The organism is Rheinheimera sp. 4Y26, from assembly GCF_025245835.1.
Taxonomy (GTDB): domain Bacteria; phylum Pseudomonadota; class Gammaproteobacteria; order Enterobacterales; family Alteromonadaceae; genus Pararheinheimera.
In genome coordinates this window covers 25,618-52,030 of sequence record NZ_JAOBWS010000018.1, presented here as the reverse complement: position 1 = coordinate 52,030, position 26,413 = coordinate 25,618, and the positions used below count along the sequence as shown (strand labels likewise).

Sequence of the window (26,413 nt, the reverse complement as noted above, 5' to 3'; positions counted from 1 at the left end):
TAGAACTGTACTTTTGGTTTCCCCAGGAAATGAGGCCAGCCCTGCCATTCTGCTTTATAGACTGCGTTGGGCACTGCAGGCAGGCGTGGGTCTTCTTTATATCTTTGGTTGTATTCAGCGCGGGTGGTGATGCCGAGAGCGATGGTTGCTTGGCTTGCTTCTGTTAAGGTCCGATAGAACGGTTCTTTTGACTTATCCAGGAAATGAAGCCAGCCCTGCCATTCTGCTTTATATACTACGTCGGGGTGTGCGGGCAGGCGTGGGTCTTCTTTGTACCTTCGCTTGTATTCAGGGCTGGTGGTGATGCCGAGAACGATGGTCGCTTGGCTTGCTTCGGCTAAGGTCGGATAAAACCGTACATTTTGTCTCAAAGTTCGATGTCCCTCATTTTTTGTCTAACTTCTGAATCTGTCGGTTTGATATAGACCAAACAGCTTTCTGGGCTTTTCTGGTGCATTGCCTTTTGGATTTCGAATTGGGAGAAACCTGCCTCAGCTAACCGATAACCATAAGCATGACGATGTGCATGAGGTGATAAACCATCATGTTTGGCAGCTGTCAGACCAATACGAGCCAGCGCACACTGATATTTTTTAAGAAAATTTTTCTTTGTTTCAGGCTTACCGGTCTGATTGCATATCAGGTATGGATGATTACCAGATGGGCGGTTGCTGAGGTAAAGCTGCAGATACTGTGTAAATAACAGAGAAGCACTTTCAGGAAAAAACAGAACGGTAAAAGAATAGTCTTTGTTAGTGAGTAACGGGTTTTTCCAACCTGAGTAGAGTGTATGGGTTCTGTGATACGCGTTCCTGGGATCCATCCTGTATTTGCTAATCAAGTATTGTCTACGATTACCAAACATGGGCTCAGGACTTGCTCCTGCGCTGGGGTGGAATACCTTCACCTTTGATGCCAAGGTTAAACGGTCTATCGAAACATCATGAGTAAATATGTGAAAGCACTCAGATAAACGAAGCCCACCGAAGTGCATTAGCAGCAAAATCAATATGCTGCCGTAGTCACAAGAGCCGTCCCTGCGTTGAAATCCATACTTTAATAATTTCCCAAATTCCTCATCTGGAAATCGGAACACCGATTCGATCTGAATGAGTGGTTGTGCAAGTTTGTGAACAGACCTTACCGATCTCATCTGCTCTTTATCTGGCTGATGTAGATAATTAAAGAAGCAGTTTGCAGAACGACGGTAATACGCACACCACAGCATCTTTTCTTCAGCTGCCGTTGCTTTTCGCCAAGGATTTAACTTTGGCAAGTCTCGTCCATTCACCTCATCCAGGTAATCGCAATAGGCATTGATATGGCCTAGTAAGGTATTGGCATCATCTATGCGACGGGCTAACCAATATAGTGATGTGGGATCTGAACCATCAGCGGCTATTGTTCCAAAACAAAGACAGTTAACAAAGTAGCGAAGTAATTCTATGGCTGAGAGCGCAGTGCTTTGATGTGCTTGTATGTATTGCAGTAACAGTTCTACCGCGAATGTATTTCGCTCATGCCATGATGGTGATTTATGACGGTTGCGCTCTAAAAAACGAAGGTGTGATAAAAGAAGGCCAGAATGAGTAAAAAGAGCGTGCACCACTAGGGGTTTACTGCAGTCATTGGCACGGTAGCTCACCCTGCGCTTAAGCACGTATTTCATCTGCTGAAAAAGCCATTAAGTAATAGTTACAGGTATATAGTTGATGGCTCTAATAAATACAAATATTACAGAAAGCTTGCTGAAAATTGTAAAATTGGCAGGGGAATAGCAGTAATTAGTATGTGATTTATGGTGGTACTAATATCAGTTTAATAAGAGGCTTTTGCGGCAAATAGACAGTAGGATCAGATACTTACGTAAGCGGCTTGATGACTTAAAAATTGTCGATTATGCACCTGAGCAGGAAGGTAAAGTGTTTTTTGGCGCCTGGGTAGAAATTGAAGATGAAGCAGGGGCCTGTCTGAAATTCCGTATTGTCGGGCCCGATGAAATTTATGGCCGCAAAGATTACATCTCAATTGATGCCCCTATGGCGCGGGCTTTGTTAAAAAAACAAGTGGATGACACTTTTGTGGTGCAAACACCGGCGGGCAGTAAAGAGTGGCTGGTCAGCCAGATTTATTACCCTAAAGCAGGTGCTGAACTGGCGCCGGACTGGGCGGCACGCTTGCTGGACGAGTTGGATGCGTCTGAACTTGATGATGCCGATGAACAACAGAGTTGAGACAGCGCGCTTTCACCAGATACTGCTGTCACAGCTTCACAGCTTCACAGCTTCACAGCTTCACAGCTTCACAGCTTCACAGCTTCACAGCTTCACAGCTTCACAGCTTCACAGTATCAGGCTGTAACCAAAGCGTTGTGTTAACTGCAGCGCTCCAGCAGCAAAGCCACACCCTGACCGCCGCCGATACACATGGTAACCAGCGCAAACTGCCCATCAATCCGTTCCAGCTCATACATGGCTTTGATAATTAATATCGAACCTGTGGCGCCAACCGGATGCCCTAATGCAATAGCACCGCCATTGGGGTTTACTCTGGCTTCGTCAAAACCCAGGCTCTGGCTGACGGCAATGGCCTGAGCTGCAAAAGCTTCGTTGGATTCAATTACCGCTAAATCCGTCACCGACAAGCCGGTTTTTTTCAGCAGTTGTTGCACAGCTGGTATAGGTCCAAGCCCCATCACTTCAGGCGCTACTCCGGCAAAACTATAACCTCTGAGTCTGGCTCTGATGCCAAGGCCATGACTTTGTGCATACTGGCGACTGCTCAGCACCAAAGCAGCAGCGCCGTCGTTCAGGCCAGAGCTGTTACCTGCCGTCACTATACCTTCTTTACTAAAAGCGGGTTTTAGCGCAGCCAGACTGGGCAGACTGGTGTCTGGCCTTGGATGTTCATCCTGCAAAAATATGCGGCTGTTTTTGCCCTGAGTGACTGTCACTGGCGTGATCTGGCCGGAAAAATGACCGGCCGAAATAGCGGCAGCGGCTTTTTGCTGGCTTTGCAGCGCAAACTCATCCAGTTGCTGACGGCTTAGCTGGTATTGACTGGCAATACGTTCGGCAGTGAGCCCCATATGCCCACTGCCAAAAGGGTCGCTCAGAATTCCCAGGGTTAAATCTGTAACAGGCGCTGATCCCATCCGTAAGCCAGTGCGCAGGCCCGGCAATAAATAAGCGCCACGGCTCATGCATTCTGCACCACCGGCCAGCGCCAGCAGGCTGTCGCCAAGCATCAGCATCTGGGCTGCTGAAATCACCGACTGCACCGCAGAACCACAAAGCCGGTTGACATTAAAAGCGGCTGAACTTTGAGCCATGCCTACACTCAACGCAATATGGCGTGCCAGATAAGCATCCTGTGGTGCAGTGGTAATAATGTGGCCAAACACTGCATGGTCGATGGCCGTTGCATCTACACCGGCCTGGCTGATGGCACTTTGGGCAGCAAAACTGCCAAGCTCCGCCGGGCTGAAGCCCGACAAACTGCCGCCAAAACTGCCAATGGCAGTACGGCTGCCACTTAAGATCACAATATCGTCAATCGCATGCATGTTAAGACTCCGGATCTGCCTGAGTTGGGGCATGGGCAGGCAGAGGCCAACCAGTTTTTAAATGCAGATCCCGTTGTGGGTAAGGGAAGCTGATGTGATGTTGTTTAAACTTGTGCCAGATGGCTCTGTTAATATCGGACTTGACGGCGCCACGGCCGTTCTCCAGATCGGCAATCCATACCCGGAGTTGCAGGTGAATGCCGTTGTCGGCAAAGTTCAGCAGTCTGACGGTTGGTTCTGGTGTTGTTAACACCCTGGGGGAAGCGTAAGCACATTCCAGCATTAATGCCATGGCTTGTTCAGGGTCGTCGTTGTAACTGACCTGCACATCAAGCTCCAGCCGCACATTAGGGTCGGCATAACTCCAATTGGTCACTTCATTGATGATCAGATGTTCATTGGGAATAAGCGAGTCAACACCCTGGCGGTTGCGCAGTACCACATAACGGGCATTCAGCTGTTCTACCCGGCCAAAGTTTTCGCCCACAGTGATGAGATCTCCTGGTTTGACAGATCTGTCTAATACCAGAATAAAACCACTGATAAAATTCGACGCTATGCGTTGTAAGCCCAAACCCAGACCTACGCCCAGGGCACCACCAAACACTGCCAGTGAGCTCATACTGATGCCGGCAGCATTCAACGCCACCAAGAAGGCTACTGTCACCAGAAAAAACTTGGTGAACTTCACCAATCCCACCTGCATGCTGGGGCTGATACTGCGAGAGTTTTTCAGGCGCTGGCTGATAAGTTCCGACAGCCACAAAGACACAGTAAAAGCTGCAGTGACCAGCATGATGAGCTCAAGCACCATCAATAGCGAGATGCGGGTTGTTCCTACTGTGAGGGCTAATTGGTCAATTAACGCGAGAGTTGCGCTGAGCCAGCCAGCCAGATGTAATACCAGCACCAGCCAAATCAGCGTTGAAATCAATGGCTCCAGTGTTTTTAGCAGCGGGCTGGATAAAAACGCCTTGCGCAGCATATAGACCAGTAAGCGGATCACCCCTAGTGCCAGTGCTACAGGTTGTAACAGCTGCAATACGGCCACTTCAAAATCAAAATTCAGCATGATCTCGGCGGCAAGCCACAAGCTCAACGCCATAAAAAACGGGAAAAATATGCGTTGTGAGCTACTGATGGCAACATGACGTAAATTGTTGCTACCATCGTCAATCAGTCTTTGTTGTAACCTGTGATTCAGCCACCAGCCCACAGCGGTAATGACTGCAATAATCGCCAGTTGCATTATAAAGTTGGGTTGCGATAAAAAGTTCTGGGTACTGTGCCAGAGGGTGTCGAACAAGTTGCTCATAAATAGTTATTTCACCGAAGAAAATTCAAATTACCTTAGCAAAAATGTACAACGAAAGCTGTAGTTAAAAATGCTGCTGACTTTTTGTTCAGCCGGTTTTCACTTGTGGTGGTTAGTTTCAGTAAACTAACCAGGAGCTTATGATGAAAAGACTGCAAATTTTGTTGTTATTACTGCCCTTCACTGCTGCAGCGGATGATAAAGACGAGTTGTATCATCAGTGTTTATTAAAAAATGCACCCAAGGCGCAACTGCCCCAGGTCTGGCATAAAGTGAAACAATCCTGCCATCAGCTGCACCGGGAGCTGGTGTTATTGCCAGACAAAAAAGCATATCACCAATGTGTGTTGCAACATTTACCAGCGGTTGAATTGGCTGAGGTGGTGCCTGATGTGTTAAAGGCCTGCGCCGATGATAATGATTTTAGAAACTAAAAATAATTTAAAATCATATGGATAGGTTTATTTTTCCTGCTTTGTGTTTTTGTCATCTACGTGTAACAAAAATCTGCTAGCGAATTTGCCTTGCTGTTGGCTATAGTCAGGGTACAGACCAAGCCAGAGGGTAAAAAGATGAAAAAAAATGCAGTGTTAGTTGGCGTGGCGACTTTGGCATTGATGCTTACCGGTTGCAGCACGCTTGATCAAAATTACGCTTATGTGGTGGATCAGGAACAAGTCAACAAAGCGGAAAATTCGCAGCGTCAGCATCGCCAGGTGGCGCATGTGGTCTGGGTGAATCCACCACTGAAAAAAGTCAGCAGTGCTGATTTGGCAAAACCCTGAGTAGTCACTGCCTGAGCAGAAACGATTTGTAACACCAAAACCCGCAATGTGTTTCCGACCTTGCGGGTTTTTCGTTTATAGTGGGAAAAAATCGTAGCCAAGGTAACTCTTTATGCAGACTCAGGAAACAACCAAAATTCTGGTGGTCGATGACGATATGAGATTACGTTCTTTGTTAGAACGTTATCTGGTAGAACAAGGATATATCGTTCGTACTTCGGCCAATTTTGAACAAATGACGCGGCTGATGGAACGGGAAAACTTCCATTTACTGGTGCTGGATCTCATGTTGCCGGGCGAAGACGGTTTGTCGATTTGCCGCAAGTTACGTCAGCAGGAAAACGAAATTCCTATCATTATGCTCACGGCCAAAGGTGACGAAGTTGACCGTATTATTGGCCTGGAAATGGGCGCGGATGATTATCTGCCTAAACCTTTTAACCCACGCGAATTATTAGCGCGCATTCGCGCTGTGCTGCGGCGTAAATCTAAAGAATTGCCAGGCGCACCGACGCAGGAAGAAACTCTGGTCAAATTCGGGCCTTTTAGCTTTAACCTGGCTACCCGTGAAATGCGCCGTGGTGATGAGCTGATGCCGCTTACCAGCGGTGAATTTGCTGTACTCAAGGTGCTGGTCAGCCACGCCCGCGAACCTTTATCGCGCGATAAACTGATGAATATGGCGCGTGGCCGTGATTATTCGGCCATGGAGCGCAGTATTGACGTGCAGGTGTCGAGATTACGCCGCATGATTGAAGATGATCCGACCAATCCACGTTATATCCAGACGGTATGGGGTCTGGGTTATGTGTTTGTGCCCGATGGTGTTGCCAGCTAAATGCGATTGTTGCCACGCAGTGCTTTTGGAAAAACGGTTTTTCTGATTGGTTTTTTATTATTAATTAACCAGTTAGTGTCGTATTTTCTGGTGGCTGTTTATGTTATCCAACCCAGCCTGCAACAAACCAACCACCTGATTGCCAAACAAATTAAGGTGGTTTTTATTGATGTAGGCCACAGCAATCCAACCTTGTCGGCTGAAATTACCGAAAGATTTCAGCAGGCAACCGGCATTGAGGTATACCGGCAGCAGGATGCGATGCTCAATGGCCTGGCCGACGCCACCTATTACCAGTACATCTCGGACCAAATGTCACGCGAGCTGGGTGGCCCGGCCGAAGTGCGCATTGAACAAAGTTTAAGTTTTGCCTTTTGGGTGCGCCCGCCGCAGGCGCCGGATTATTGGGTGCGTATTCCACTCAGTGGCCTTAATGAAACCGACTTTAAACCTTTGCAGATTTACATTCTGTTAATTGGCTTTTTAAGTGTGGCTGGCGGTTGGTGGTTTGCGCGGCAGCTCAACCGGCCTTTGCAGGGCTTGCAACAAGCGGCGCTCAGGGTTGGACGGGGTGATATTCCGGAGCCTCTCCCCGAAGTGGGCTCCAGCGAAATTATTGCCGTGACCCGCGCTTTTAACCATATGGCCAAAGGCATTAAACAACTGGAAAAAGACCGGGCCTTATTAATGGCCGGTGTTTCCCATGATTTGCGCACGCCGTTGACCCGTATTCGCCTTGCCAGTGAAATGATGAGCGAGGCCGACAGTTGGATAAGGGATGGCATTGCCAATGACATCGATGATATGAACGCTATCATCGACCAGTTTATTGATTACATCCGTCACCACAAAGAAGAGTCGCTCACTGAAGAGGATTTAAACCTGCTGGTCAGTGAACAAATCAGTGCTGAACGTTTGCAACAACGCGAGATCCAAACCGAACTGGCGACAAACTTACCTTTGGTGCCGCTGCGGCGTATTGCGATTAAAAGGGTACTGACCAATCTGATTGAAAACGCCTTTAAATATTCCGACGGTGCTATTGAAGTGCGTACAGGTTTTGAAAAAGGCAGTCAGCGGGTTTATGTGCAGGTACGCGATCACGGCCCTGGTATTCCGGAAAACCAGATGGCGCAGATGTTCGAACCTTTTACTCAGGGCGACAGCGCCAGGGGCAGTGCAGGTTCAGGTCTGGGTTTGGCCATTATCAAGAAGATTGTTGATATGCACAGAGGTGAAGTGACTTTACATAACCATGCTTTTGGCGGTTTGGTGGCAACAGTGTATTTGCCGCTGAAAAATAAAACTGAAGCAGCCGCTAAAACCAAAAAAGCAGGATAACAACCACGATATTGCCGTGAACGCTTTCAGCTACTGTTGCCTTCAGCTTCCCTGAACTTGTGCTGCGTGGGAGCGACCAATAAAAAAACCGCCACTTGGCGGTTTTTTTATTAAAGCCGGAACACCGGCTTTATCAGCTTATTCATTAAGCTTTTGGACCTGCATTGCGAATCGCTTCAGAAACGTCGTATTTCTTGAAGTTATTGGCAAATTCAGCCGCCAGTTTGGCAGCGTACTGGTCGTATTGTGTTTTGTCAGCCCAGGTATCACGTGGGTTTAACAGCGTGCTGTCTACACCTGGAATCGCAACTGGTACGTTCAGGTTCAGCTGTGGCAGGTGAATAGTTTCAACGCTTGCCAGTTCGCCAGACACGATAGCGTCAATAATGGCGCGGGTGGTCGGGATATCAAAACGTTTACCTACACCGTGTGGACCGCCGGTCCAGCCTGTGTTCACCAGGTACACTTTGCTACCAAATTCACGTACACGTTTGATCAGCAGCTCAGCATAAACGCCGGCCGGACGTGGGAAGAATGGTGCACCAAAACAGGTAGAGAAGGTAGACTCAATGGCTGCAGTAGAACCAATTTCAGTAGAACCTACTTTGGCAGTGTAACCACTTAAGAAGTGGTAAGCGGCCGCTTCTTCTGACAATACAGACACCGGTGGTAATACACCAGAAACGTCACAGGTCAGGAAAACGACAGCGCGTGGTTCGCCGGCACGGTTGGCCAGTACACGTTTTTCCACGTGAGCTAAGGGGTAAGCAGCGCGGCTGTTTTGTGTCAGACTGGCGTCTTTGTAGTCTGGTGTGCGGTTCGCATCCAGTACCACGTTTTCCAGGATGGTACCAAAACGGATGGCATCCCAAATCACAGGTTCGTTTTTCTTCGACAGGTCGATACACTTGGCGTAACAACCACCTTCGATGTTAAACACGCTGCCTGGTGCCCAGCCGTGTTCGTCGTCGCCAATCAGGTTGCGTTTTGGATCGGCAGATAAAGTAGTTTTACCAGTACCTGACAAACCAAAGAATAAAGTTACATCACCTTCGTCACCGACGTTGGCCGAACAGTGCATTGGTAATACACCTTTGGCCGGTAACAGGAAGTTTTGTACAGAGAACATGGCTTTTTTCATTTCGCCGGCATAACGCATGCCTGCTAACAACACTTTGTGGTCCGCAAAGTTGATCATCACTGTGCCGTCTGAGTTGGTGCCGTCACGGGCCGGATCGCAGACAAAACCAGGCACGTTCAGAATTTGCCACTGTGCTTTGTTGGCAGCATTCCAGCTTGCTGGGGTAATAAACAGGTTTTTGGCAAAAATGTGTTGCCATGCAGTTTCAGTGGTGACCACTACCGGCAGGTAATGCTCCGGATCTGCACCCACTTCCAGGTGCGACACAAAGTGTTCACGGTCAGAAATATAATGAGCTGCTTTGTCCCACAGCGCGTTAAATACTTCCGGCGCTATTGGCTGATTGACGTTACCCCACTGAATATCTTGTTCAGTGGTCGCTTCTTTAACAATATAACGATCTTTTGGTGAACGACCGGTGCGGGCACCTGTTTTCACAACTAAAGCGCCGTTATCGGCCAAAATTCCTTCCTGACGGCGAATGGCGTGTTCGACCAGATCGGCCACAGTTAAATCGACGTGACGAACAGTTTGAGCGGTCATTATCAGCTGACTCCTTGGGGGTACAGAGTTTGTGTTGTAGGCAGTAAATGATTTCAGGCTATTCTACTGTAACTGGACAGTTTCGGCGACAGAAAATTTGAATGGTACGACTAGAATATGCCTATGCTGACAAAAAATGGCGTGATCTTGAATATTCATCCGCATTTTTATGCATTTTGCTTGAGTGCTGCTGAATGTCGTAGTTTTTTATTACAGCCTGACTTACAACTTCAGCAGGCAGATGGAAAAGTGCTGAATGAAAAAATCTAAAGCAGATAAAATGGCAGAAACTGCACATAATTATGTACATCAGCTGTCGGCCAGGCAACGCTCCTGGTTTAAAACGCTATTTCCTGCCAACTGACAGCAATAACAGCCCTTTCAGCCGCTTTATGCACACAATAACTGGCGATGTGACTATGACTCTGCTTTATTTGCTGGCAATTTCCGGCAAGCATACAGCTGCTGGCGTGCGACAGTCAGTAAAAAAATGAGATGAGCGGTGGCTGGTCTGCCCGGCGCATCATTGACGTCAGCAAGAATACATGTGTAAAGTTTTTGTCATTTATTTACTAAATGAATTTATAAATGTGGGGAGTGACCGCTCTGCCTTCCTTTACATTTAATTAGCTACTGCATGTTTGTTCCCGCTGAGGCAATAACAATAGTGAGCTTATTCATCAGGTTGATGGTGTTTACCATTGCCCTGACAAACAAAATTTCGTTTTACATAAAAAATAACACCCAGGCAAAGACCTGGCGAATGCAACAAAAGTCCAAAAAATCCTTCTGGAGGAAACATGAAACAAATCTATAAAACAGCGCTGGCGACAGCCGTCGGGCTGGCCGTATCCAGCGGCCTGTCTGCAGCAACGCTTGAACAATATCGGATGGGAACGGCGCTGGCGACGGACCTGATTGGTGAACAAACAGCACCTCAGCAGTTGTTGGTCGATGATCAGCAGGTTCAGCCTTCTTCTTATTATGTGGTGTTACGTTCAGCCGGTTTGGCTGATTTAGCGTCTCAAGGTGTGGACGCAGCAGGGCTGCAAACAGCTCAGTTATCTATTGCTGATGCGCAGCAACAAGTAACAGCTGAATTACAACAACTGGACCGTGACTCTGAAGTACTGGCCTCTACCCGTAACCTGGCGGCAGGTTTAGTGGTACGCGCTTCACAATCAGCCTTAACTGCACTACAGCAAAATCCTCAGGTTGAAGCTATTTATCCGGTATTTGACAGCAAGCCAATGCTGGCCCCCAGTGTTGATTACATTAAAGCCAAAGCATTAATCAGCGCCGGTACAGTGACAGGTAAAGGTGTGCGTGTTGCTGTGTTAGACAGCGGTGTGGATTACACCCATAAAGCCATGGGCGGCGCAGGTACTGTTGCAGCTTATGATGCGCAGAATCTCGCCGTAGCCCCAAGCTGGCCGCAGGGGCGGGTGCTGGGTGGTTATGACTATATCAACAATGACGGCAACCCATTAGATCCAAGAACAGGTGGTCACGGTACTTTTGTTGCCAGTTCAGTGCTGGCGGTTGCACCTGAAGCCGAACTTTATGCTTATACCGTTTGTACCGGTACCTGCCCTGGTGCGGCACAGTTAGCTGCGTTAGATGCATCGATGGACCCGAACGGTGATGGTGATATCAGCGACCGCGTCAATGTGGTGAATATGTCTTTAGGTGGCCAGTTTGGTTCTGCCACAGCAGTCAGCGGTACTCAGTTTGCAATTCAGCGTGCGGCCAAACTTGGCGTAAATATGGTGATTTCTGCCGGTAATGACGGCCCGAACCCATTCCGTGTTGGCGGTCCAAGCACCACACCAAATGCATTGTCTGTTGGCGCTATGACACATCCGACCGGCGTTGGCACAGCTTTTACCAACAGCACTATTGCCGGTAAAAAAATTGCGATGGTGGCTTCTGGCTTTAACAAAGATGCGGTGTTCAGCTTTGATCAAACTTCAGCGCCGCTGGTGCGGGTTGATGCCAATCCACTTGGCTGTGACCCATTTGCTGAAAAGTCATTAGAAGGCAAAGCGGTGCTGGTAGACCGTGGTACCTGTAACTTCACACAAAAAGTGCTGAATGCACAAAATGCCGGCGCTAAATTTGTCATTATTGCCAACAATGCGGCTGGCGCAGGCCCAACCAATGCTGGTGGCGCCGATCCGCTGGTCACTATCCCTTCAGTGGGTATTTCGCTGGAAGACGGTAATGCGGTGAAAGCCGAGCTGGCAAAAGGTGCGGTCACTTACAGTGTGTCTACTGTATCTTTCCCATCAGCCGGTGGTATTGCAACTTTCACGTCGCGCGGCCCTTCAATGCAAGGTTTGTTAAAACCTGAAATTACGGCACCAGGCACCAACATTATTATGGCGGCTGTAGGTACGGGTGATAAAACGGCACCAAACTCAGGGACTTCTTTCTCAGGCCCAATTACCGCCGGTGCTGCTGCGTTGTTACGTCAGGCATTGCCAAACCGTACTGCACAGGAAGTTAAAGCAACTCTGATGAACACGGCAAACCCGGAGGTGTACAACCTGCCGGCTAAACATCCGGAAGCCAAACTGGCGCCTATTTCAGCCATTGGTGCTGGTTTAGTGGATGTAGACAAAGCGGTGAAACTGCCGGTTGCAGCCTGGGTTGACGACACTGCTTTTGATACCCAACAGGCGGCTCTGTCTTTTGGTCTGGTGAATTTAACCAAAACCACCACCCTGAAAAAAACCGTGACGCTGAAAAACTTCAGCACCACAGCCAGAACCTATAACCTGCGTATCAAAGACCGTTTTGCCGAAGATACAGCCACAGGTGCGCTGAGCTGGTCTTTCCCTGCATCTGTTACAGTGCAGCCGGGACAAGTGACCAAGTTTGACGTCAGCCTGACCATTAACCCGCAGAAATTACCGGCATGGGGCCTGGAAAACACCACGCCAACACTGGAAAAAGATGCGGCCTTAACCAAAGTAGAATTTGACGGTGCGCTGGTATTTGATGATCCGACAGTGACTGGTGACTACGACCTGCACCTGGTTTACCACGTGCTGCCAAAAGCTGTGGCTCAACTGTCAGTAGAAAACAAAATTGTTGATGGTAAAGCTGCACTGGTGGTGAGAAACAGCAGTGCCAAAGATGCTGAAGTGTATGCCACTCAGTTAATTGCCACTGATGCCAAAGAAAACGTGACACACGATATCCGTGCTGCATCCTTAGATGTGCTGGAAGTACCAACCAGCTTGTGTCCTTCAGGTTATTTACTGGCGCCAACCCTGACGCTGGAAAATGGCCTGAACCACCTGTTACAGGCTAACACCGGTGTGGATCTGGATGTGAACAACGACGGTGTCTACGACTATAAAATGGACTCGCTGTTATATAGCCGCCTGAATGCCAATAACCCGGCTGGTTTAATGGTTACTTTTGCCACACCTTACCCAACCCTGAGTGGTTTTGTTGGCAATATGTTCCATGCCACAGGTCAGCGTAATGTCACTTTAAGTGCCTGTTTTGATCATGTGGGTTTAACAGCCAGCAGCATTGGTCAGAATGTAACGCTGCGTTACCGTACTATTAACAACGGTTTTGCCATTGGTCTGGGTTCAGGCGTGCCGGCAGATGATATGGTTGTTGCCAAAGCCAAACTGACAGTGGGTGCTGTTGATGCAGTGATGACCTCTGGTGGTAAACCTGTCAGCGTGGTGCCTGCAGGTGGTGAGGTGGCACTGGATGTTAAGGTTGCAGATGGTGTGACCGGTTTTGCGCTGTTATCAGACGCGGGTGACGCCCTGTTTGCCGGTGACACCAGTGCCGTAGGTAAAGCGCCGGTAATCAGCAACCGCACTTTCAGCGTGGCCGAAAATGCAGCCGCCGGTACTGTGATTGGTCAACTGACCACTGAGTTTGATTACAACGAACCTGTGGTTGAGTTCTATCTGGCAGGCAGCAACAACTCGGCAATTCATCTGGAAAAAGATGGCCGTATTGTGGTGAAAAACACTGCAGGTCTGAACTATGACACAGGTGCAACCAGTGCAGTGCTGGAAGTTGTTGCTATCAATAGCCAGGGCGCTACTTCAGCACCAACCAGCGTGACTGTGAATATCAGCAACATTGCCGACGAAAAACCAACAGTTCAACTGCAAACCGTTAATGCAACACTGCCACAAGGCAGCACTGCAGGTACTGTGGTTGCCAATGTGGTGACTCAGGTGCGTGAAGCAGGTGCAACTGCCCGCAGCTTTACTGTGTCTCCATCCATCTTTGCTTATGCGGACGGTAAGATTGTATTAACCCGTACCCTGATCAAAGGTGATGCAGGTACAGTGAATCTGACAGTGACAGCCACTGACTCTGCCGGTTTAACTTCTGATGCAGCCACCAGCAGTGTCACCATCGAGAAGAAATCAAGCGGCTCTATGGGTTGGTTCAGCTTATTGTTACTGCCACTGGCGCTGTTACGTCGTCGCCAGCGTTAAGATGAAACACTGACGTTTTTGTCAGTCATAAAAAAGCCAGTCAGTTGACTGGCTTTTTTTATGTGGCTGCAGCACAACACAGCACGACAGTTACAAGGCTAACTGCTGAGGCTTAGAATTTTCTGGCTAGCTGGATCAGCGCGTTGCTGTCAAAATGATAAGTGGTGTTGCAATATTCGCAGCTGATATCCAGTTTGCCTTCGGCAATATGTTCTTCAATCGCCGCCTGACCCAGGCTGATAATGGCAGCTTCACATTTGTCGCGTGAACAACCGCAGACAAACTCAACCTTCTGTGCCGGGAATAACTCCACCACTTCCTGATGGAATAAACGGTACAACATATCTTCCGGTGCTAAGGTCAGCAGCTCTTCGGCTGTGATGGTATCGGTCAGCTGTTCCAGCTCAGCAAAGTCATGCTTGGCTTTGTCCTGATCCACCGGCAGTACCTGTAACAGCAATCCCGCGGCTTTGTTATGCACTTCGCCAATATCGGTATGCAGATAAATGCGGGTGGGCAGCTGCTCGGACTGATTAAAATAAGCTTCCAGTGTTTCCGACAAACTGTTGCCGGTAACAGGGATCACACCCTGATAACGTTCTCCCTGATCCGGGGTCACTGTGACCAGTAAAAAACCCTGACCAATCAGTTCCAGGAAACTGTCGCCTGTCACTTCACTTTGCATCCGCACTACACCACGGAACTGCTGTTTATTATTGCCGTTAACCGCCGCAAATTTCACCGGGCCGTCACCCTGAATCTGCACCGCAATCTGGCCTTCAAATTTTAAAGTGGCGGTTAATAAACTGGTGGCGGCCACCAGTTCGGCCAGTAATTGTTTCACCGGCTGGGCATATTGGTGATTCTGCAACATCAGATCCAGGCTGGCAGCCACCTGTACTATTTCTCCGCGCACGTCTTTTTCGCGGAATAAAAAACGAACCAGTTGATCAGATTGACTCATAACACCCTCATTGTTGCGATTTGAGCAGCAATAATTGCCGCCGCATTTTTTTGTCTGGTTTGCTGTCCGGATGAGGCGCAAACAACAAATTCAGTTTGCGAAGTTCGGCCCGCTCGGCGCGCTGCTGCACACTTTCAGCGGTTTCTTCATAAAGTTGTTGGGCCAGTGGCGCGGCCAGACGTTGTTCTGATAAAGCCCGCACTATCACAGTTTTTTCATCTGTGCCCTGGGTTAATCTGATGGTGGCACCAATTTCAACGTTTTTGCTGGCCTTACAACGTTGGCCATTATACTGAACTTTCCCGCCATCAATCATGTCTTTTGCCAGACTACGGGTTTTATAAAAACGGCAAGCCCACAACCATTTATCTAAACGTAATACGGCTGTGGTATTGTTCGGATTTGCGTTAGAGTGTGACATCGGAGTCTCCCAAAAAAGCAGGCGCGACCTTAACATAAAGCTTAGTTGGCCTCTAGCCGGCACTTGTTATCATTTGGTAAATTTTCAGCCTGCTCTTGTTGATACCAGAGCAACTGAGTAAGATGAATTTTGGTTAAAAAAAGAATTAGAAAAGATGAATTGGCCCTCTCTCTCCCGACATGAACTTCCTGCTGAGCTGATACGCCTCTACCAGCGGATACCAGTCAAACAGCTGAACCTGTTTTGCACTCTGGTGCTGGTGCTGCTGTTAGCCTGGCTGGCAGCCAGACTGAGCTGGATGTTGTGGCCAACTGAAACTGCTGCGCCGGTGCAGGCTGTGAGTACCGCAAATAGCGCATCCAACGAATCTGTCACCATTGAACCCTTGCTGGCTGCCCATTTATTTGGCCAGTATCAGGCCAAAGCTGAAGAGCCGGTGGCAAGACCTGCACCCAACCCAACAGATGCACCTAAAACCAGTCTGAATTTAAAACTGACCGGAGTGGTCGCCACCAAAAATAAACCCGAGCAAGGCACCGCCATTATTGAAAGTAACGGTGTAGAACAGGTTTATGGTGTGGATGAACAAATTGAAGGAACCAATGCCAGCTTAAAGCAGGTGCTGGAAGACAGAGTGTTGTTACAGGTGTCCGGCCGTTTTGAAACCCTGATGCTGGATGGTCTGGAATATCAGCAACTCAGTGCTGAAAACGCTGCTTTTAACGAAGGTATTCAGGAAGTACAGGCCATGCCTGAGCCAATGGAATATGGTCCGGCGCAGCAGGATATTGCTGCTGTGCGCCGCGAGATGCTGGCAGAACCGGCCAAACTTTTTGATTATATTCGGATTACACCGCGTCATCGTAATGGCCAGATGTATGGTTATGCCTTAACACCAGGCAAGGATCCGGAATTATTTGCCCGCATGGGGCTGATGCCCAACGACGTTGCCATCGAAATTAACGGTGTGCGGCTTGACGACATGCAGCAGGCTTATGGCCTGATCAACGAATTACGTGAGGCCAAAGAAGCCTCGATTAAAGTGGAACGTGACGGTGAGATTAAAGATGTTTTGTTTAGTCTGTCACAATAACAATCAGCTAATAATGGTTCACACCCAATGAATTTAAAGTCTATCCGTCGTCCGGCTTTGTTGTCGTGGCTGGGCGCAGGTGCGCTGGCCCTGCTGAGCTTTTTCAGTGCTGCGGTTGAATATCAGCCCAATTTTAAAGGCACTGAAATTAATGAGTTTATTAATATTGTCGGCAAAAACCTGAACAAAACCATTATTGTCGACCCGCAGGTGCGCGGCCGTATTAATGTGCGTTCTTACGAAATGCTGAATGAAGCGCAGTATTACCAGTTTTTCCTGAACGTGCTGGAAGTGTACGACTTCTCAGTGGTGGAGATGAAAAGTGGTGTACTGAAAGTCGTGCGGCAAAAAGACGCCAAAATGTCGAATATTCCGGTGGTGGGCGACGCCAACGGCGGTATTGGCGATGAAATGGTGACCCGCGTGGTGCAGGTGAAAAACGTGTCAGTGCGTGAATTAGCGCCTTTGTTACGCCAGTTTACCGACCAGGCCGGTGGCGGCCATGTGGTGAACTACGATCCGTCCAACGTCATTATGATGACGGGCCAGGCTGAAGTGGTAAACCGGCTGGTGGATATTATCCAGCGCGTCGATAAAGCCGGTAATCAGGATATTGAAATTATTAAACTTAGTTTTGCCTCTGCCGGTGAAGTAGTGCGCATTCTGGACAATATCTATAAAAAACAAGGGCAAGGTGACCAGCCTGAGTTTTTAATTCCAAAAATTGTTGCCGATGAGCGCACCAACAGTGTGATTGTTTCCGGCGAATTGCAGGCACGCCAGCGGGTGGCCGAAATTGTCAAACGCCTGGATGCACAGCAGGAAAATCAGGGCAATACCCGGGTGTATTACCTGAAATACGCCAAAGCCGAAGACTTAGTCAAAGTGCTGCAGGGGGTCAGTAATTCGATGGTGGCCGCAGCTGCCGGTCAGAATAGCGGTCAGGCCGCAGGTCAGGGCGCGGCACGCAGCAGTAGCCGTGGTGATGTCAGTATTGAAAGCCACACCGAAAGTAACTCTGTGGTGGTGACAGCCCAGCCGGATATGCTCAGAAGCCTGGAAGATGTGATTCGCCAGATTGACGTGCGCCGTGCCCAGGTATTGGTGGAAGCCATTATTGTGGAAATTGGTGAAACTTCAGGCATTAACCTGGGCGTACAGTGGATTAGTGCCGAAGGTGGCATCCAGCAATTTACCAATAGTGGTGTACCTGTGACTTCTGTGGCGGCAGGTGCTGCCGCCGCACGTAAAATCACCCCACCAAAACGAGTAGAGCAATCAACCATTCCGGGCGTGCCAAGCACCATAGTGCAAGATCCTGATTTACCTGGTGATTACAGCAAACTGGGTGAAGCTTTGGGTGGCCTGAACGGCGCTATGCTCGGTATTATCAAAAACGACTGGGGCGCGATTTTACAAGCCGTTTCCAGCGACAGTAACTCCAATATTCTGGCCACGCCGCACCTCACTACACTGGATAACCAGGAATCTTATTTTATTGTCGGTGAAGAAATTCCGATTAAAACCACCACCAGCCCGGGACAAGGTGGTACCAACCCCTTTACCACGCTGGATCGGCTGGAAATTGGTATCAAGCTGAAAGTGACCCCACAAATTAACGAAGGTAATGCGGTAAAACTCACCATAGAGCAGGAAGTTTCAGGCCGTGCCGGTGAAATTGAAGGCAACCCTATTGTCAGTAAAAGGGAAATTAAAACTACAGTGATGGCCGAAGATGGCGCCACTGTGGTGCTCGGTGGTCTGATTGACGAAGACGTGCAGGAAAGTGAATCCAAGGTACCTTTGCTTGGTGATATTCCGCTGATTGGTCAGTTATTCCGCTCGAATAAATCTGAGAAGAAAAAACGCAACCTGATGGTATTTATCCGCCCGACCATTATGCGGGAAGGTGGTGTGATGAACGAAGTCAGCCAGCGCAAATACAACTATATGCGTGCCCAGCAGCTCAGTGCTCAGGATGACGGCATTAAGCTGATGCCAAACACCGACAAACCACAAATGCCGGTGTGGGGTCAGGACCGTGAATTACCACCGGAAATTCAACAAAAACTGGACGCTATTGATCCACTGAAACAGCCGGATGCCGCAGAGGAGCAAAACTAAATGGCCGGTGTTGAACTGGAGGCCGTGAGCCCAAGCCGGGTTCGTTTGCCTTTTGGTTTTGCCAAGCGTCATGGGGTGTTGCTGCAGCCGCAGGGCGACGGCTGGGTGTTATTTATCAATCCAAACACCAATGCTGCCGCCATGCTGGAAGTACGGCGGGTGTTGTCGTTGCCTTTTGCCGTGCAAAAGCTTAGTGCCGTTGAATTTGAAGCCATGCTGGAAGCTGCGTATCAGCGTGATTCCAGCGAAGCACAACAAATTATGCAGGACATTGGCAATGAGGTGAATCTGGCTTCGTTGGCTGATGAAATTCCGGAAACCGAAGACTTATTAGAAAACGAAGACGACGCGCCCATTATTAAACTCATCAACGCCATGCTGGGTGAAGCTATTAAGCTCGGTGCTTCGGATATTCACGTCGAAACCTTTGAAAAAGCGCTGGTGGTGCGGTTTCGCATCGACGGCATTTTGCGTGAAATGCTCAGGCCCAACCGCAAGTTATCCAGTTTACTGGTGTCACGTATTAAGGTAATGGCCAAACTGGACATCGCTGAAAAACGTGTGCCGCAGGATGGCCGCATTAGTTTGCGCATTGCCGGCCGCGCCGTGGATGTGCGGGTGTCAACCATGCCGTCCAGCCATGGTGAGCGCGTGGTATTACGTTTACTGGATAAAAACAATTCGCACCTGAACCTGGCCGATTTGGGCATGACCCCTTCGGTACAGGACAGTTTTGCCAAACTGATTTTAAAACCACACGGTATTATTCTGGTGACAGGCCCGACAGGTTCGGGTAAATCCACCACTTTGTATGCGGGTCTTACCGACATTAACACTAAAGATCGCAACATTCTGACTGTCGAAGACCCTATTGAATATGAGCTTGAAGGCATAGGCCAGACTCAGGTGAATACCAAGGTGAATATGACCTTCGCCCGTGGCCTGCGCGCTATTTTGCGTCAGGACCCTGATGTGGTGATGGTGGGTGAAATCCGCGATTTAGAAACAGCGCAAATTGCGGTGCAGGCCAGCTTAACCGGTCACTTAGTGCTCAGTACTTTGCACACAAATACAGCGTCCGGCGCTATTACCCGATTGGAAGATATGGGGGTTGAACCCTTTTTATTATCTTCCAGTTTGCTCGGTGTGTTAGCGCAGCGGCTGGTGCGAACCCTGTGCCCGCATTGTAAAGAAGCACACGACCCCGACAAAGAAGAGCGGGCCTTGCTCGGTATCACCAAAAAAGATGGTCAGCAGATTTTCCGTGCTGTGGGTTGTGAACAATGCAACCAGACCGGCTATCGCGGCCGGACCGGTATTCATGAACTCATCGTTGTTGATGAACATTGCCGTGAGCTGATTCACAACGGTAAAGGCGAACAAGCCATTGAAAAATATGTCAGAAGCCAAAGCCCGAGCATTCGTCAGGACGGTTTTTCCAAAGTATTGGCAGGCCATACCACACTGGAAGAAGTGCTGCGGGTCACCCGTGAGGATGCATAGTGGCGGCATTTGAATATCAGGCGCTTGACGCCAGAGGCCGCAAAAGCAAAGGGGTGATGGAGGCAGACAATGCCCGTCACGCCCGGCAGCTGCTGCGCGAGCAAAAGTTAACACCGCTCAGTCTGGAGCTGGCATCGCAGCAGGAAAAAATGCTGGCCAGCGGCAAAAAGTGGTTTCAAAGTGGTATCAGCGCCAGCGATTTAGCTTTGATCACCCGTCAGATTGCCACTTTAGTCGAAGCGGCTTTGCCAATTGAAAACGCGCTGCAGGCGGTGGCGGAACAATGTGAAAAACCGCGTTTGCAAAGCATGATGATGACAGTGCGTTCCAAAGTGGTGGAAGGTTACAGTCTGGCCGAAGGTTTGGCCGAGTTTCCGCATGTGTTTGACCATTTGTACCGCTCTATGGTGGCAGCCGGTGAAAAATCCGGTCATCTGGATGCTGTGCTGAACCGCTTAGCCGACTACACAGAACAACGTCAGCATATGCGTAGCCAGATTATGCAGGCGATGTTGTATCCGGCCATTCTGACCTTTTTTGCCATAGCGGTGATCAGCATTTTGCTGGCAGCAGTGGTGCCAAAAATTGTCGATCAGTTTGAGCATATGGGGCAGAGTCTGCCGGGTGCTACCTTGTTTTTAATAGCGGCCAGCGACTTTATCCGCTCTTATGGCATCTTTGTACTGCTGGCTTTGTTGCTGGCGGTGGTGGCACTGAAAAAGGCCTTGCTTAAACCTGCGCTGCGGCTGAAGTACGACCGCATGTTGCTCAAAGCCGGTATGCTCGGCAAAGTCAGCCGTGGCCTGAACACAGCCCGTTTTGCCCGCACTCTGAGTATTTTAAATGCCAGCGCCGTGCCTTTATTGGAAGCGATGCGCATCAGCGCCGACGTGCTGGACAATACCTATATGAAACAAGCCATTGGCGAAGCCACCTTGAGGGTGCGGGAAGGCACGTCGCTTCGAGCCGCTTTGGATCAAACCAAACTTTTTCCACCCATGATGCTGCATATGATCGCCAGCGGTGAAAAAAGCGGGCAGCTTGACGGCATGCTGGAGCGGGCCGCCAATACTCAGGATCGTGAATTTGAAACTTTGGTGACAGTGTCGCTGAAGGTATTTGAACCTGTGCTGGTGTCGGTGATGGCCGGCATGGTGCTGTTTATTGTATTGGCGATTCTGCAGCCAATTTTAGCGTTAAATAATTTAGTCGGAGGAGGTTAGCAAGATGCAACAACAACGTGGTTTTACCCTGTTGGAAGTGATGGTGGTGATTGTCATCCTGGGTATTATTGCCAGTATGGTGGTGCCTAACCTGATGGGAAATAAAGAAAAAGCCGACCAGCAAAAAGTGGTGGTGGATATTCAGCAGCTGGAAAACGCACTGGATTTATACAAGCTCAACAATGGTTTTTACCCAACCACTGAGCAGGGTTTACAGGCGTTAGTGACTCAGGCCACCACTGAACCTGTGCCACGTTCATTCCCTGAAGGTGGTTTTGTCAAGCGCCTGCCAAAAGATCCGTGGGATGGTGAATATCAGCTGGCAAGCCCGGGTGAAATGGGCAAAATTGACGTGTATTCGATGGGGCCGGATCGTACCGCCGGTACTGAAGACGACATTGGTAACTGGAACCTGGACGGCGACAGCGCCGATCAACAGAACTAATGAAACAAAAGCCGCTGACACCGGGTTTTACCCTGGTTGAAATCCTGTTGGTGATCCTGCTGATTGGACTGTTGGCGGCCTCTGTGGTCATTAGTTTTACCGGTGAAAGCCGCGATAAAAAGCTGGCCAAACAAACAGAGCAGCTGCAGCTGCTGATTCAGCTGGCGTCTGAAACTGCCATGCTGAAACAGCAGGAGCTGGGTTTGTATCTGGATGATGAAGGCTATCGTTTTATGTTGTTTAAAGACGAAAAGTGGCACAGCATCCGCGAACCCAAAGCGTTGCGCAGTTACAAATTTGCCGACGGCATCAGTTTTGAGCTGGAGCTGGAAGGCCTGGAGTGGAGTGAAGGCAATTTACTCAGTCAGGTTGAATGGCAGGAAGAAGACAAACTGTTTGAAGAAAACAGTTTTGATGAGCTGGACGCGGCGAAAAAACGCGACAAAGAACTGGAAGACAGCAAAGACCCAAATAAAAAAACGCAGGCACCGCTTAAAACCGGTTTTGTGACCGAGCCGCGTAAACAAGGGGACCCGGCACAACCACAAATTTTTATTTTGTCGTCCGGCGAAATCACGCCCTTTTTGCTGACGCTTAAAGAACAAAGTGAAAACCCGGCCTGGCGGCAACAACTCAAAGCGGTGTTTAGTATTCCGCTGGAGCGTGGTGAGGTGGAACTTGACCGTTAACTCAGCACTGCAGCGACGCCTGGCTTGGGTCAAAAGCTTTGGCAAAGCTCCGGCGAAGATAGTTGCTCAAGTCGATCGTCGCAACTCAGCACAACAGGGTTTTACCCTGATTGAGCTGTTGGTGGCCATGGCCATTTTTGCCATTGCCGGTGTGGCGGTGATGCGCGCCACCACTGAACATATCCGGGCTGTCACTCAGCTGGAAGAAATGACTCTGGCCAGTTTTATTGCTGAAAATCAGTTACAGCTCAACCGGCTGGAACAAAAGTGGCCGCCGGAAGCAAAAAAACAGGGTGAAGTGAAAATGGCCAACCGGATGTGGCTGTGGCAACAAAGCAGCCTGGAAACGGCCGACCCGAATTTTCGCCAGCTGAAAGTCAGTGTCAGCCCGGCCGAAGAGCCGGAGCGGGTGATTTACAGCTTGCAGACTTTTGTCGCTAAACCTGAGCTTGCCAAAGAATGATCAGGCAGCAGCTGGCTAGCCAGCGTGGTTTTACCTTTATTGAAATGCTGCTGGCCACCGCCATTTTTGCGCTGGTGGGGCTGGCTTCAGTTGCTGTGCTCGACAGTGTAACGCGCAGCGACACCGCATCGCAGGCCGCTTTGGCCCGGCTGCAAAAATTGCAGCAGGTGATGATGTTAATGGAGCGCGACCTTTGGCAAATTACGCCAAGGCAAATCCGCGTCAGTGGTGAAGCGCCAAGCAAGGTGATGATGGGCGGTGCGCCCAACTGGCTGGAAAGTGACGACGACGGCCTGTCGTTCAGCCATGCCGGCTGGACCAATCCGGCGATGATCTTGCCACGCAGTGAAGTGCAGCTGGTGGGCTACAGGTTAAAAGAAAATAAGCTGGAACGGCTGTTTTATCTGTATCCGGATGCGGTCACAGGCACAGAACCTCAGGTGCAGGTGCTGTTAGAAGAAATCGACAGTTTTAAACTGACTTATCTGGATCAGGAAGGAATTTGGCAAGACAGCTGGATGCAGGAAACCATGCCCAAAGCGCTGCGAATGGTGATTACCCAGCAAAGTACCGGTGAGCTTGAGCGTATTTTTACTTTACCGGCCGGACTGACCCAATGATGGCCAGATTAAACACACAGCCGGGCATCATGATAAAACGCAGCAGCCTGCGGCGGCAAAGCGGTGTTGCGCTCATCGCCGTGATGATGGTGGTGGCACTGGTGGTGGTGATTGCCGTCAGTATGAGTGGCCGTTTGCAGCTGCAGTTACAGCGTCAGCTGAATCTGATGGAGCGTCAGCAAGCCTTGTGGCTGGCACTGGGCGCCGAAGAATTTAGCCGCCAGTTGCTGAAAACCTCTGTTGCCGGCAAAGAAACGGTGAATTTAAGCCAGCCCTGGGCGGCTGAAGCTGCCACTTTTCCGGTGGAGCAGGGCAGTATCAGCGGCAAAATAACTGACTTACAAGGTTGTTTTAACTTAAATGCGCTGCAGTTACCGGCCAAAAACGGTTCAGGGCAAAACGGGCAAAACAGCGACGCTGAGCGCAACCGCGACGGTGAACAAAACCGCAATAGCGAACAAAATACGAACGGGGAAGGCCAGAATAGCGCGGCGGATAATAACCCGGAGCAGAACAGAAACAATCAGCAGCTGGCAGCGCGTAATAACAGGACAGGGCAACAAGCCACGCCGGCGCAGCAGGCGATGCAAAGGTTGCTGGAACAGTCGGCCAGCGATTTGTCGATGCCGGCTGAATATCTGGTGGCGCGGCTGACCGACTGGCTGGATGCCGACAATCAGCTGCAAAGCGCTGGTGGTGCTGAAGAAAATGATTATGCCGCGCTGGAGTTTCCGTATTACAGCGCCAACAGCCTGATGGTGAGTAAGTCGGAGCTGAGGCAAATTCTGGATGTGACACCGGCCGATTATGCACTGGTAGCGCCTTTGGTTTGTGTTATTCCGCAGCAGTCGTTGTTGCAGCTGAATGTAAATACCCTGACCGAAGCGCAGGCGGCTGTGCTTGCGGGCATGATCCCGGGGCTGGCGCTGGATGATGCGCAGGCGCTGATTGCCGGCCGGCCGGAAAAAGGTTTTGATAGTCTGGATCAGTTCTGGGCCAGCAGCCAGCTGTCGGGTCTGGCGATACCGGACGATGTCAAAACCATGTTTAGTGTGAAATCGCGTTTTTTCCAGGCTGAGCTGACAGTACAGTTGGCAGACAGCAGTTTTAAATTGACCTCGGTATTTAAAGTTGATGACAATCAAGCAGTACAAGTGGTCGCTCGGCGCTTTGGAGGCCCAGGGTGAATGAACAACTGATAATCCGGCTTGGCAGTGTGGCCAGTGCGCCGGTGGACTGGCTGGTGTGGTCGGCGCTGACGGCGGAAATTATTGCCAGTGGTCGCTTAGCGTCAACGGCAGAACTGCCGGCTTTGGCCGAACGTTTGGGCGCCCGCCCTGTGGTGGCGCTGGTACCGGCTTGTGACGTGGTACTCAAATCTGTGCCGCTGCCTGGCAAACCGAACCGTCAGCTGTTGCAGGCGCTGCCTTTTATGCTGGAAGAAGATCAGGCCGAAGATATTGAGCAGCTGCTGCTAGTTAACGGCCAGACCGTGCAACAGGACGGCCAGTATAGTCAGCAGGTGGCTGTGGTGCGCCGCGCTATGCTGGAACAATGGCTGGATGTTTTGCAGCAAGCCGGTTTTTCGGTGCAGCGCATGTTACCCGACGCTTTGTTATTGCCGGATGCCGAAGTGCCGGTGGCGATTGAACTGTCAGGCCAATGGTTATTAAAACAGGGGCCATGGCAACTCAGTTGTATTGACAGCAGCTGGTGGCCGGATTACCTGGCGCTGCTGGAACTGCCATTGCTGCTCAGTTACAGCCCCTGGCCGGAAACTGTATTACAGCAACATCAGCTGGCACCGGCCGAATTACCGCTGGCATTGTTGGCGCGGCAGTTAACAAACACTTCTTTTACCCTGTTGCAGGGTGAATATGCGCCGAAAAAACCACAAAACAAATACTGGCAGCAGTGGCGCAGCACTGCGCTGTTAAGTTCTGCTGTGCTGGTGGTATATCTGCTGACGGTGGCACTCGAAGGCTGGCAGTATCAGCGTATCGCTGACAACAACCGGATGGCAGCCACCGAACTTTATAAAAGCAAATACCCGAACGAGCGGATTGTGAACTTAAAACGCCAGGTAGAGCGTAAGCTGGCGGCCACTGGCGGTGGCGACCCGAATCAGAGCCTGGCCGGTTTGTTATTGCAGCTACAGCCGCTGTTGGCACAACAACCTGGTTTAAGTCTGGATAACCTGCGGTATGACAGCAAAAAAGCCGAACTCAGGTTTCAGGCCACTGCCGATGGTTTTCAGAGTTTTGAGCAGTTAAAAACCCAGTTACAACAACAGGGTTTTAGCGTGGAACAAGGCGCGCTGAGCAATATTGCCGGTAAAGTGCAGGGCACCATCACGATGCGGAGCAAAGCATGAAACAATTTGAACTCTGGTGGGCATCGTTACAACAACGCGAGCAGCAGCTGGTGACAGGCGCTGCAGTGGTGGTGGTGATTGCCATATTTTACGGCCTGATTTGGCAGCCGCTGCATCAGGCGCGTATTGACCAGCAGCTGGCGGCCAAAGGTGCAGCCGAACAATTACAGTGGTTACAAAGTCAGTTGCCCAGGCTGGGTAACACTGCGGTCGGCCCAAAAACTCAGGGCAGCCTGACCGATGTGGTGTCACAAACCGCCGGCCGTTATCAGGTGCAGGTGAGCCGGATGCAACCACAAAACGACCAGCTGCAGTTATCCCTGGAAGATTTGCCTTTTGATCAGTTATTACGCTGGCTGCACGAATTGCAGTATCAGCAGGGCGTCACCCTGGTGCAGCTGGATATAGCCCGAAGTGACGTATCAGGCCAGGTGCGGGTGCGCCGGATGGTGCTGGAATAACAAAACGTCGCTGGTCTGAAA

At 49.9% G+C, this 26,413-nt stretch carries 24 protein-coding genes; 17 read left to right on the top strand and 7 right to left on the bottom strand.

All coding sequences use genetic code 11. The annotated features are described in order from the left end of the window. Positions 1 to 371, bottom strand: a 371-nt coding sequence (locus N3Z11_RS17090) for an integrase repeat-containing protein (RefSeq protein WP_260658415.1), incomplete at its 3' end; no start/stop codon positions are given. Further along, on the bottom strand, positions 368 to 1,669 hold the full coding sequence (gene gmtY / locus N3Z11_RS17085) for a gamma-mobile-trio recombinase GmtY (RefSeq protein ID WP_260658414.1): 1,302 nt from the start codon (positions 1,667 to 1,669) through the stop codon (positions 368 to 370). The genes N3Z11_RS17090 and gmtY, both read right to left, overlap by 4 nt. 163 nt (positions 1,670 to 1,832) lie before the next feature. Between gmtY and N3Z11_RS17080 the strand changes: the two genes are divergently transcribed. Continuing rightward, the gene (locus N3Z11_RS17080; protein ID WP_260658413.1) at positions 1,833 to 2,234 is read left to right on the top strand and encodes a GreA/GreB family elongation factor; all 402 of its coding nucleotides are present in this window, start codon (positions 1,833 to 1,835) and stop codon (positions 2,232 to 2,234) included. Positions 2,235 to 2,374: 140 nt separating this feature from the next. Here the strand turns inward: N3Z11_RS17080 and N3Z11_RS17075 are convergent, their stop codons facing one another. Together N3Z11_RS17075 and N3Z11_RS17070 are read right to left on the bottom strand one after the other, a co-directional pair. Beyond that, positions 2,375 to 3,565 (bottom strand): acetyl-CoA C-acyltransferase, encoded by a 1,191-nt coding sequence (locus N3Z11_RS17075; protein WP_260658412.1) that lies wholly within the window; start codon positions 3,563 to 3,565, stop codon positions 2,375 to 2,377. A 1-nt stretch (position 3,566) separates the two neighbouring features. After that, positions 3,567 to 4,880, bottom strand: a complete 1,314-nt coding sequence (locus N3Z11_RS17070; protein WP_260658411.1) for a mechanosensitive ion channel family protein — start codon at positions 4,878 to 4,880, stop codon at positions 3,567 to 3,569. A 143-nt stretch (positions 4,881 to 5,023) separates the two neighbouring features. On the opposite strand from N3Z11_RS17070, the gene N3Z11_RS17065 reads away from it, so the two are divergent. The 4 genes from N3Z11_RS17065 (at position 5,024) to envZ (ending at position 7,844) form a co-directional block, all read left to right on the top strand. After that, positions 5,024 to 5,314 carry a VF_A0006 family four-cysteine protein gene (locus N3Z11_RS17065; RefSeq protein ID WP_260658410.1) on the top strand — a complete coding sequence of 97 codons (291 nt, stop codon included), beginning with the start codon at positions 5,024 to 5,026 and terminating at the stop codon, positions 5,312 to 5,314. A gap of 138 nt (positions 5,315 to 5,452) precedes the next feature. Next, a complete protein-coding gene (locus tag N3Z11_RS17060) occupies positions 5,453 to 5,665 on the top strand; it encodes a hypothetical protein (protein ID WP_260658409.1) in 213 nt (70 codons plus the stop codon). 112 nt (positions 5,666 to 5,777) lie between these two features. Next, the gene (gene ompR, locus N3Z11_RS17055) at positions 5,778 to 6,503 is read left to right on the top strand and encodes a two-component system response regulator OmpR (RefSeq protein ID WP_260658408.1); all 726 of its coding nucleotides are present in this window, start codon (positions 5,778 to 5,780) and stop codon (positions 6,501 to 6,503) included. After that, positions 6,504 to 7,844 carry a two-component system sensor histidine kinase EnvZ gene (gene envZ / locus N3Z11_RS17050; RefSeq protein WP_260658407.1) on the top strand — a complete coding sequence of 447 codons (1,341 nt, stop codon included), beginning with the start codon at positions 6,504 to 6,506 and terminating at the stop codon, positions 7,842 to 7,844. It abuts the gene before it with no gap. A gap of 145 nt (positions 7,845 to 7,989) precedes the next feature. Here the strand turns inward: envZ and N3Z11_RS17045 are convergent, their stop codons facing one another. Continuing rightward, on the bottom strand, positions 7,990 to 9,528 hold the full coding sequence (locus tag N3Z11_RS17045; protein ID WP_260658406.1) for a phosphoenolpyruvate carboxykinase: 1,539 nt from the start codon (positions 9,526 to 9,528) through the stop codon (positions 7,990 to 7,992). Positions 9,529 to 10,328: 800 nt separating this feature from the next. Here N3Z11_RS17045 and N3Z11_RS17040 point away from each other — a divergent pair. After that, on the top strand, positions 10,329 to 14,012 hold the full coding sequence (locus N3Z11_RS17040; RefSeq protein ID WP_260658405.1) for a S8 family serine peptidase: 3,684 nt from the start codon (positions 10,329 to 10,331) through the stop codon (positions 14,010 to 14,012). 112 nt (positions 14,013 to 14,124) lie between these two features. Here the strand turns inward: N3Z11_RS17040 and hslO are convergent, their stop codons facing one another. Both hslO and hslR read right to left on the bottom strand, forming a co-directional pair. Next, positions 14,125 to 14,976, bottom strand: a complete 852-nt coding sequence (hslO, locus tag N3Z11_RS17035; protein ID WP_260658404.1) for an Hsp33 family molecular chaperone HslO — start codon at positions 14,974 to 14,976, stop codon at positions 14,125 to 14,127. Positions 14,977 to 14,983: 7 nt separating this feature from the next. Further along, complete coding sequence (hslR, locus tag N3Z11_RS17030; RefSeq protein ID WP_260658403.1) at positions 14,984 to 15,397, bottom strand: ribosome-associated heat shock protein Hsp15; 414 nt, start codon at positions 15,395 to 15,397, stop codon at positions 14,984 to 14,986. A gap of 154 nt (positions 15,398 to 15,551) precedes the next feature. Here hslR and gspC point away from each other — a divergent pair, with 154 nt between their 5' ends. From gspC to N3Z11_RS16975, 11 genes are read left to right on the top strand one after another with little or no spacing between them, the layout of a single operon-like run. Beyond that, complete coding sequence (gene gspC / locus N3Z11_RS17025; protein ID WP_260658402.1) at positions 15,552 to 16,490, top strand: type II secretion system protein GspC; 939 nt, start codon at positions 15,552 to 15,554, stop codon at positions 16,488 to 16,490. 27 nt (positions 16,491 to 16,517) lie between these two features. Next, entirely contained in the window at positions 16,518 to 18,614 is a 2,097-nt protein-coding gene (gspD, locus tag N3Z11_RS17020; RefSeq protein WP_260658401.1) for a type II secretion system secretin GspD, read from the top strand. Beyond that, entirely contained in the window at positions 18,615 to 20,117 is a 1,503-nt protein-coding gene (gene gspE, locus N3Z11_RS17015) for a type II secretion system ATPase GspE (RefSeq protein ID WP_260658400.1), read from the top strand. It abuts the gene before it with no gap. Then, the gene (gene gspF / locus N3Z11_RS17010) at positions 20,117 to 21,340 is read left to right on the top strand and encodes a type II secretion system inner membrane protein GspF (RefSeq protein ID WP_260658399.1); all 1,224 of its coding nucleotides are present in this window, start codon (positions 20,117 to 20,119) and stop codon (positions 21,338 to 21,340) included. Before gspE ends, gspF begins: the two co-directional genes overlap by 1 nt. A gap of 4 nt (positions 21,341 to 21,344) precedes the next feature. Next, positions 21,345 to 21,785, top strand: a complete 441-nt coding sequence (gene gspG, locus N3Z11_RS17005; protein WP_260658398.1) for a type II secretion system major pseudopilin GspG — start codon at positions 21,345 to 21,347, stop codon at positions 21,783 to 21,785. Beyond that, positions 21,785 to 22,474, top strand: a complete 690-nt coding sequence (locus N3Z11_RS17000; RefSeq protein WP_260658397.1) for a prepilin-type N-terminal cleavage/methylation domain-containing protein — start codon at positions 21,785 to 21,787, stop codon at positions 22,472 to 22,474. The genes gspG and N3Z11_RS17000 overlap by 1 nt, the downstream gene beginning before the upstream one ends. Continuing rightward, positions 22,464 to 22,937 (top strand): type II secretion system minor pseudopilin GspI, encoded by a 474-nt coding sequence (gene gspI / locus N3Z11_RS16995; RefSeq protein ID WP_260658396.1) that lies wholly within the window; start codon positions 22,464 to 22,466, stop codon positions 22,935 to 22,937. The genes N3Z11_RS17000 and gspI overlap by 11 nt, the downstream gene beginning before the upstream one ends. Further along, positions 22,934 to 23,557, top strand: a complete 624-nt coding sequence (gene gspJ / locus N3Z11_RS16990) for a type II secretion system minor pseudopilin GspJ (RefSeq protein ID WP_260658395.1) — start codon at positions 22,934 to 22,936, stop codon at positions 23,555 to 23,557. The genes gspI and gspJ overlap by 4 nt, the downstream gene beginning before the upstream one ends. Then, positions 23,554 to 24,744, top strand: coding sequence for a type II secretion system minor pseudopilin GspK (gspK, locus tag N3Z11_RS16985; protein ID WP_260658394.1), 1,191 nt, complete (start codon positions 23,554 to 23,556; stop codon positions 24,742 to 24,744). Before gspJ ends, gspK begins: the two co-directional genes overlap by 4 nt. Next, complete coding sequence (gspL, locus tag N3Z11_RS16980; protein WP_260658393.1) at positions 24,741 to 25,931, top strand: type II secretion system protein GspL; 1,191 nt, start codon at positions 24,741 to 24,743, stop codon at positions 25,929 to 25,931. Before gspK ends, gspL begins: the two co-directional genes overlap by 4 nt. After that, positions 25,928 to 26,392 carry a type II secretion system protein M gene (locus tag N3Z11_RS16975; protein ID WP_260658392.1) on the top strand — a complete coding sequence of 155 codons (465 nt, stop codon included), beginning with the start codon at positions 25,928 to 25,930 and terminating at the stop codon, positions 26,390 to 26,392. Before gspL ends, N3Z11_RS16975 begins: the two co-directional genes overlap by 4 nt. Positions 26,393 to 26,413 lie beyond the last annotated feature (21 nt).

Excerpts from the sequence above, each read along its gene's own strand:
- gmtY (WP_260658414.1), bottom strand. The coding sequence starts at position 1,669 with ATGAAATACGTGCTTAAGCGCAGGGTGAGCTACCGTGCCAATGACTGC.
- N3Z11_RS17075 (WP_260658412.1), bottom strand. The coding sequence starts at position 3,565 with ATGCATGCGATTGACGATATTGTGATCTTAAGTGGCAGCCGTACTGCC.
- N3Z11_RS17070 (WP_260658411.1), bottom strand. The coding sequence starts at position 4,880 with ATGAGCAACTTGTTCGACACCCTCTGGCACAGTACCCAGAACTTTTTA.
- N3Z11_RS17065 (WP_260658410.1), top strand. The coding sequence starts at position 5,024 with ATGAAAAGACTGCAAATTTTGTTGTTATTACTGCCCTTCACTGCTGCA.
- N3Z11_RS17060 (WP_260658409.1), top strand. The coding sequence starts at position 5,453 with ATGAAAAAAAATGCAGTGTTAGTTGGCGTGGCGACTTTGGCATTGATG.
- ompR (WP_260658408.1), top strand. The coding sequence starts at position 5,778 with ATGCAGACTCAGGAAACAACCAAAATTCTGGTGGTCGATGACGATATG.
- envZ (WP_260658407.1), top strand. The coding sequence starts at position 6,504 with ATGCGATTGTTGCCACGCAGTGCTTTTGGAAAAACGGTTTTTCTGATT.
- N3Z11_RS17045 (WP_260658406.1), bottom strand. The coding sequence starts at position 9,528 with ATGACCGCTCAAACTGTTCGTCACGTCGATTTAACTGTGGCCGATCTG.
- N3Z11_RS17040 (WP_260658405.1), top strand. The coding sequence starts at position 10,329 with ATGAAACAAATCTATAAAACAGCGCTGGCGACAGCCGTCGGGCTGGCC.
- hslO (WP_260658404.1), bottom strand. The coding sequence starts at position 14,976 with ATGAGTCAATCTGATCAACTGGTTCGTTTTTTATTCCGCGAAAAAGAC.
- hslR (WP_260658403.1), bottom strand. The coding sequence starts at position 15,397 with ATGTCACACTCTAACGCAAATCCGAACAATACCACAGCCGTATTACGT.
- gspC (WP_260658402.1), top strand. The coding sequence starts at position 15,552 with ATGAATTGGCCCTCTCTCTCCCGACATGAACTTCCTGCTGAGCTGATA.
- gspD (WP_260658401.1), top strand. The coding sequence starts at position 16,518 with ATGAATTTAAAGTCTATCCGTCGTCCGGCTTTGTTGTCGTGGCTGGGC.
- gspE (WP_260658400.1), top strand. The coding sequence starts at position 18,615 with ATGGCCGGTGTTGAACTGGAGGCCGTGAGCCCAAGCCGGGTTCGTTTG.
- gspG (WP_260658398.1), top strand. The coding sequence starts at position 21,345 with ATGCAACAACAACGTGGTTTTACCCTGTTGGAAGTGATGGTGGTGATT.
- N3Z11_RS17000 (WP_260658397.1), top strand. The coding sequence starts at position 21,785 with ATGAAACAAAAGCCGCTGACACCGGGTTTTACCCTGGTTGAAATCCTG.
- gspJ (WP_260658395.1), top strand. The coding sequence starts at position 22,934 with ATGATCAGGCAGCAGCTGGCTAGCCAGCGTGGTTTTACCTTTATTGAA.
- gspK (WP_260658394.1), top strand. The coding sequence starts at position 23,554 with ATGATGGCCAGATTAAACACACAGCCGGGCATCATGATAAAACGCAGC.
- N3Z11_RS16975 (WP_260658392.1), top strand. The coding sequence starts at position 25,928 with ATGAAACAATTTGAACTCTGGTGGGCATCGTTACAACAACGCGAGCAG.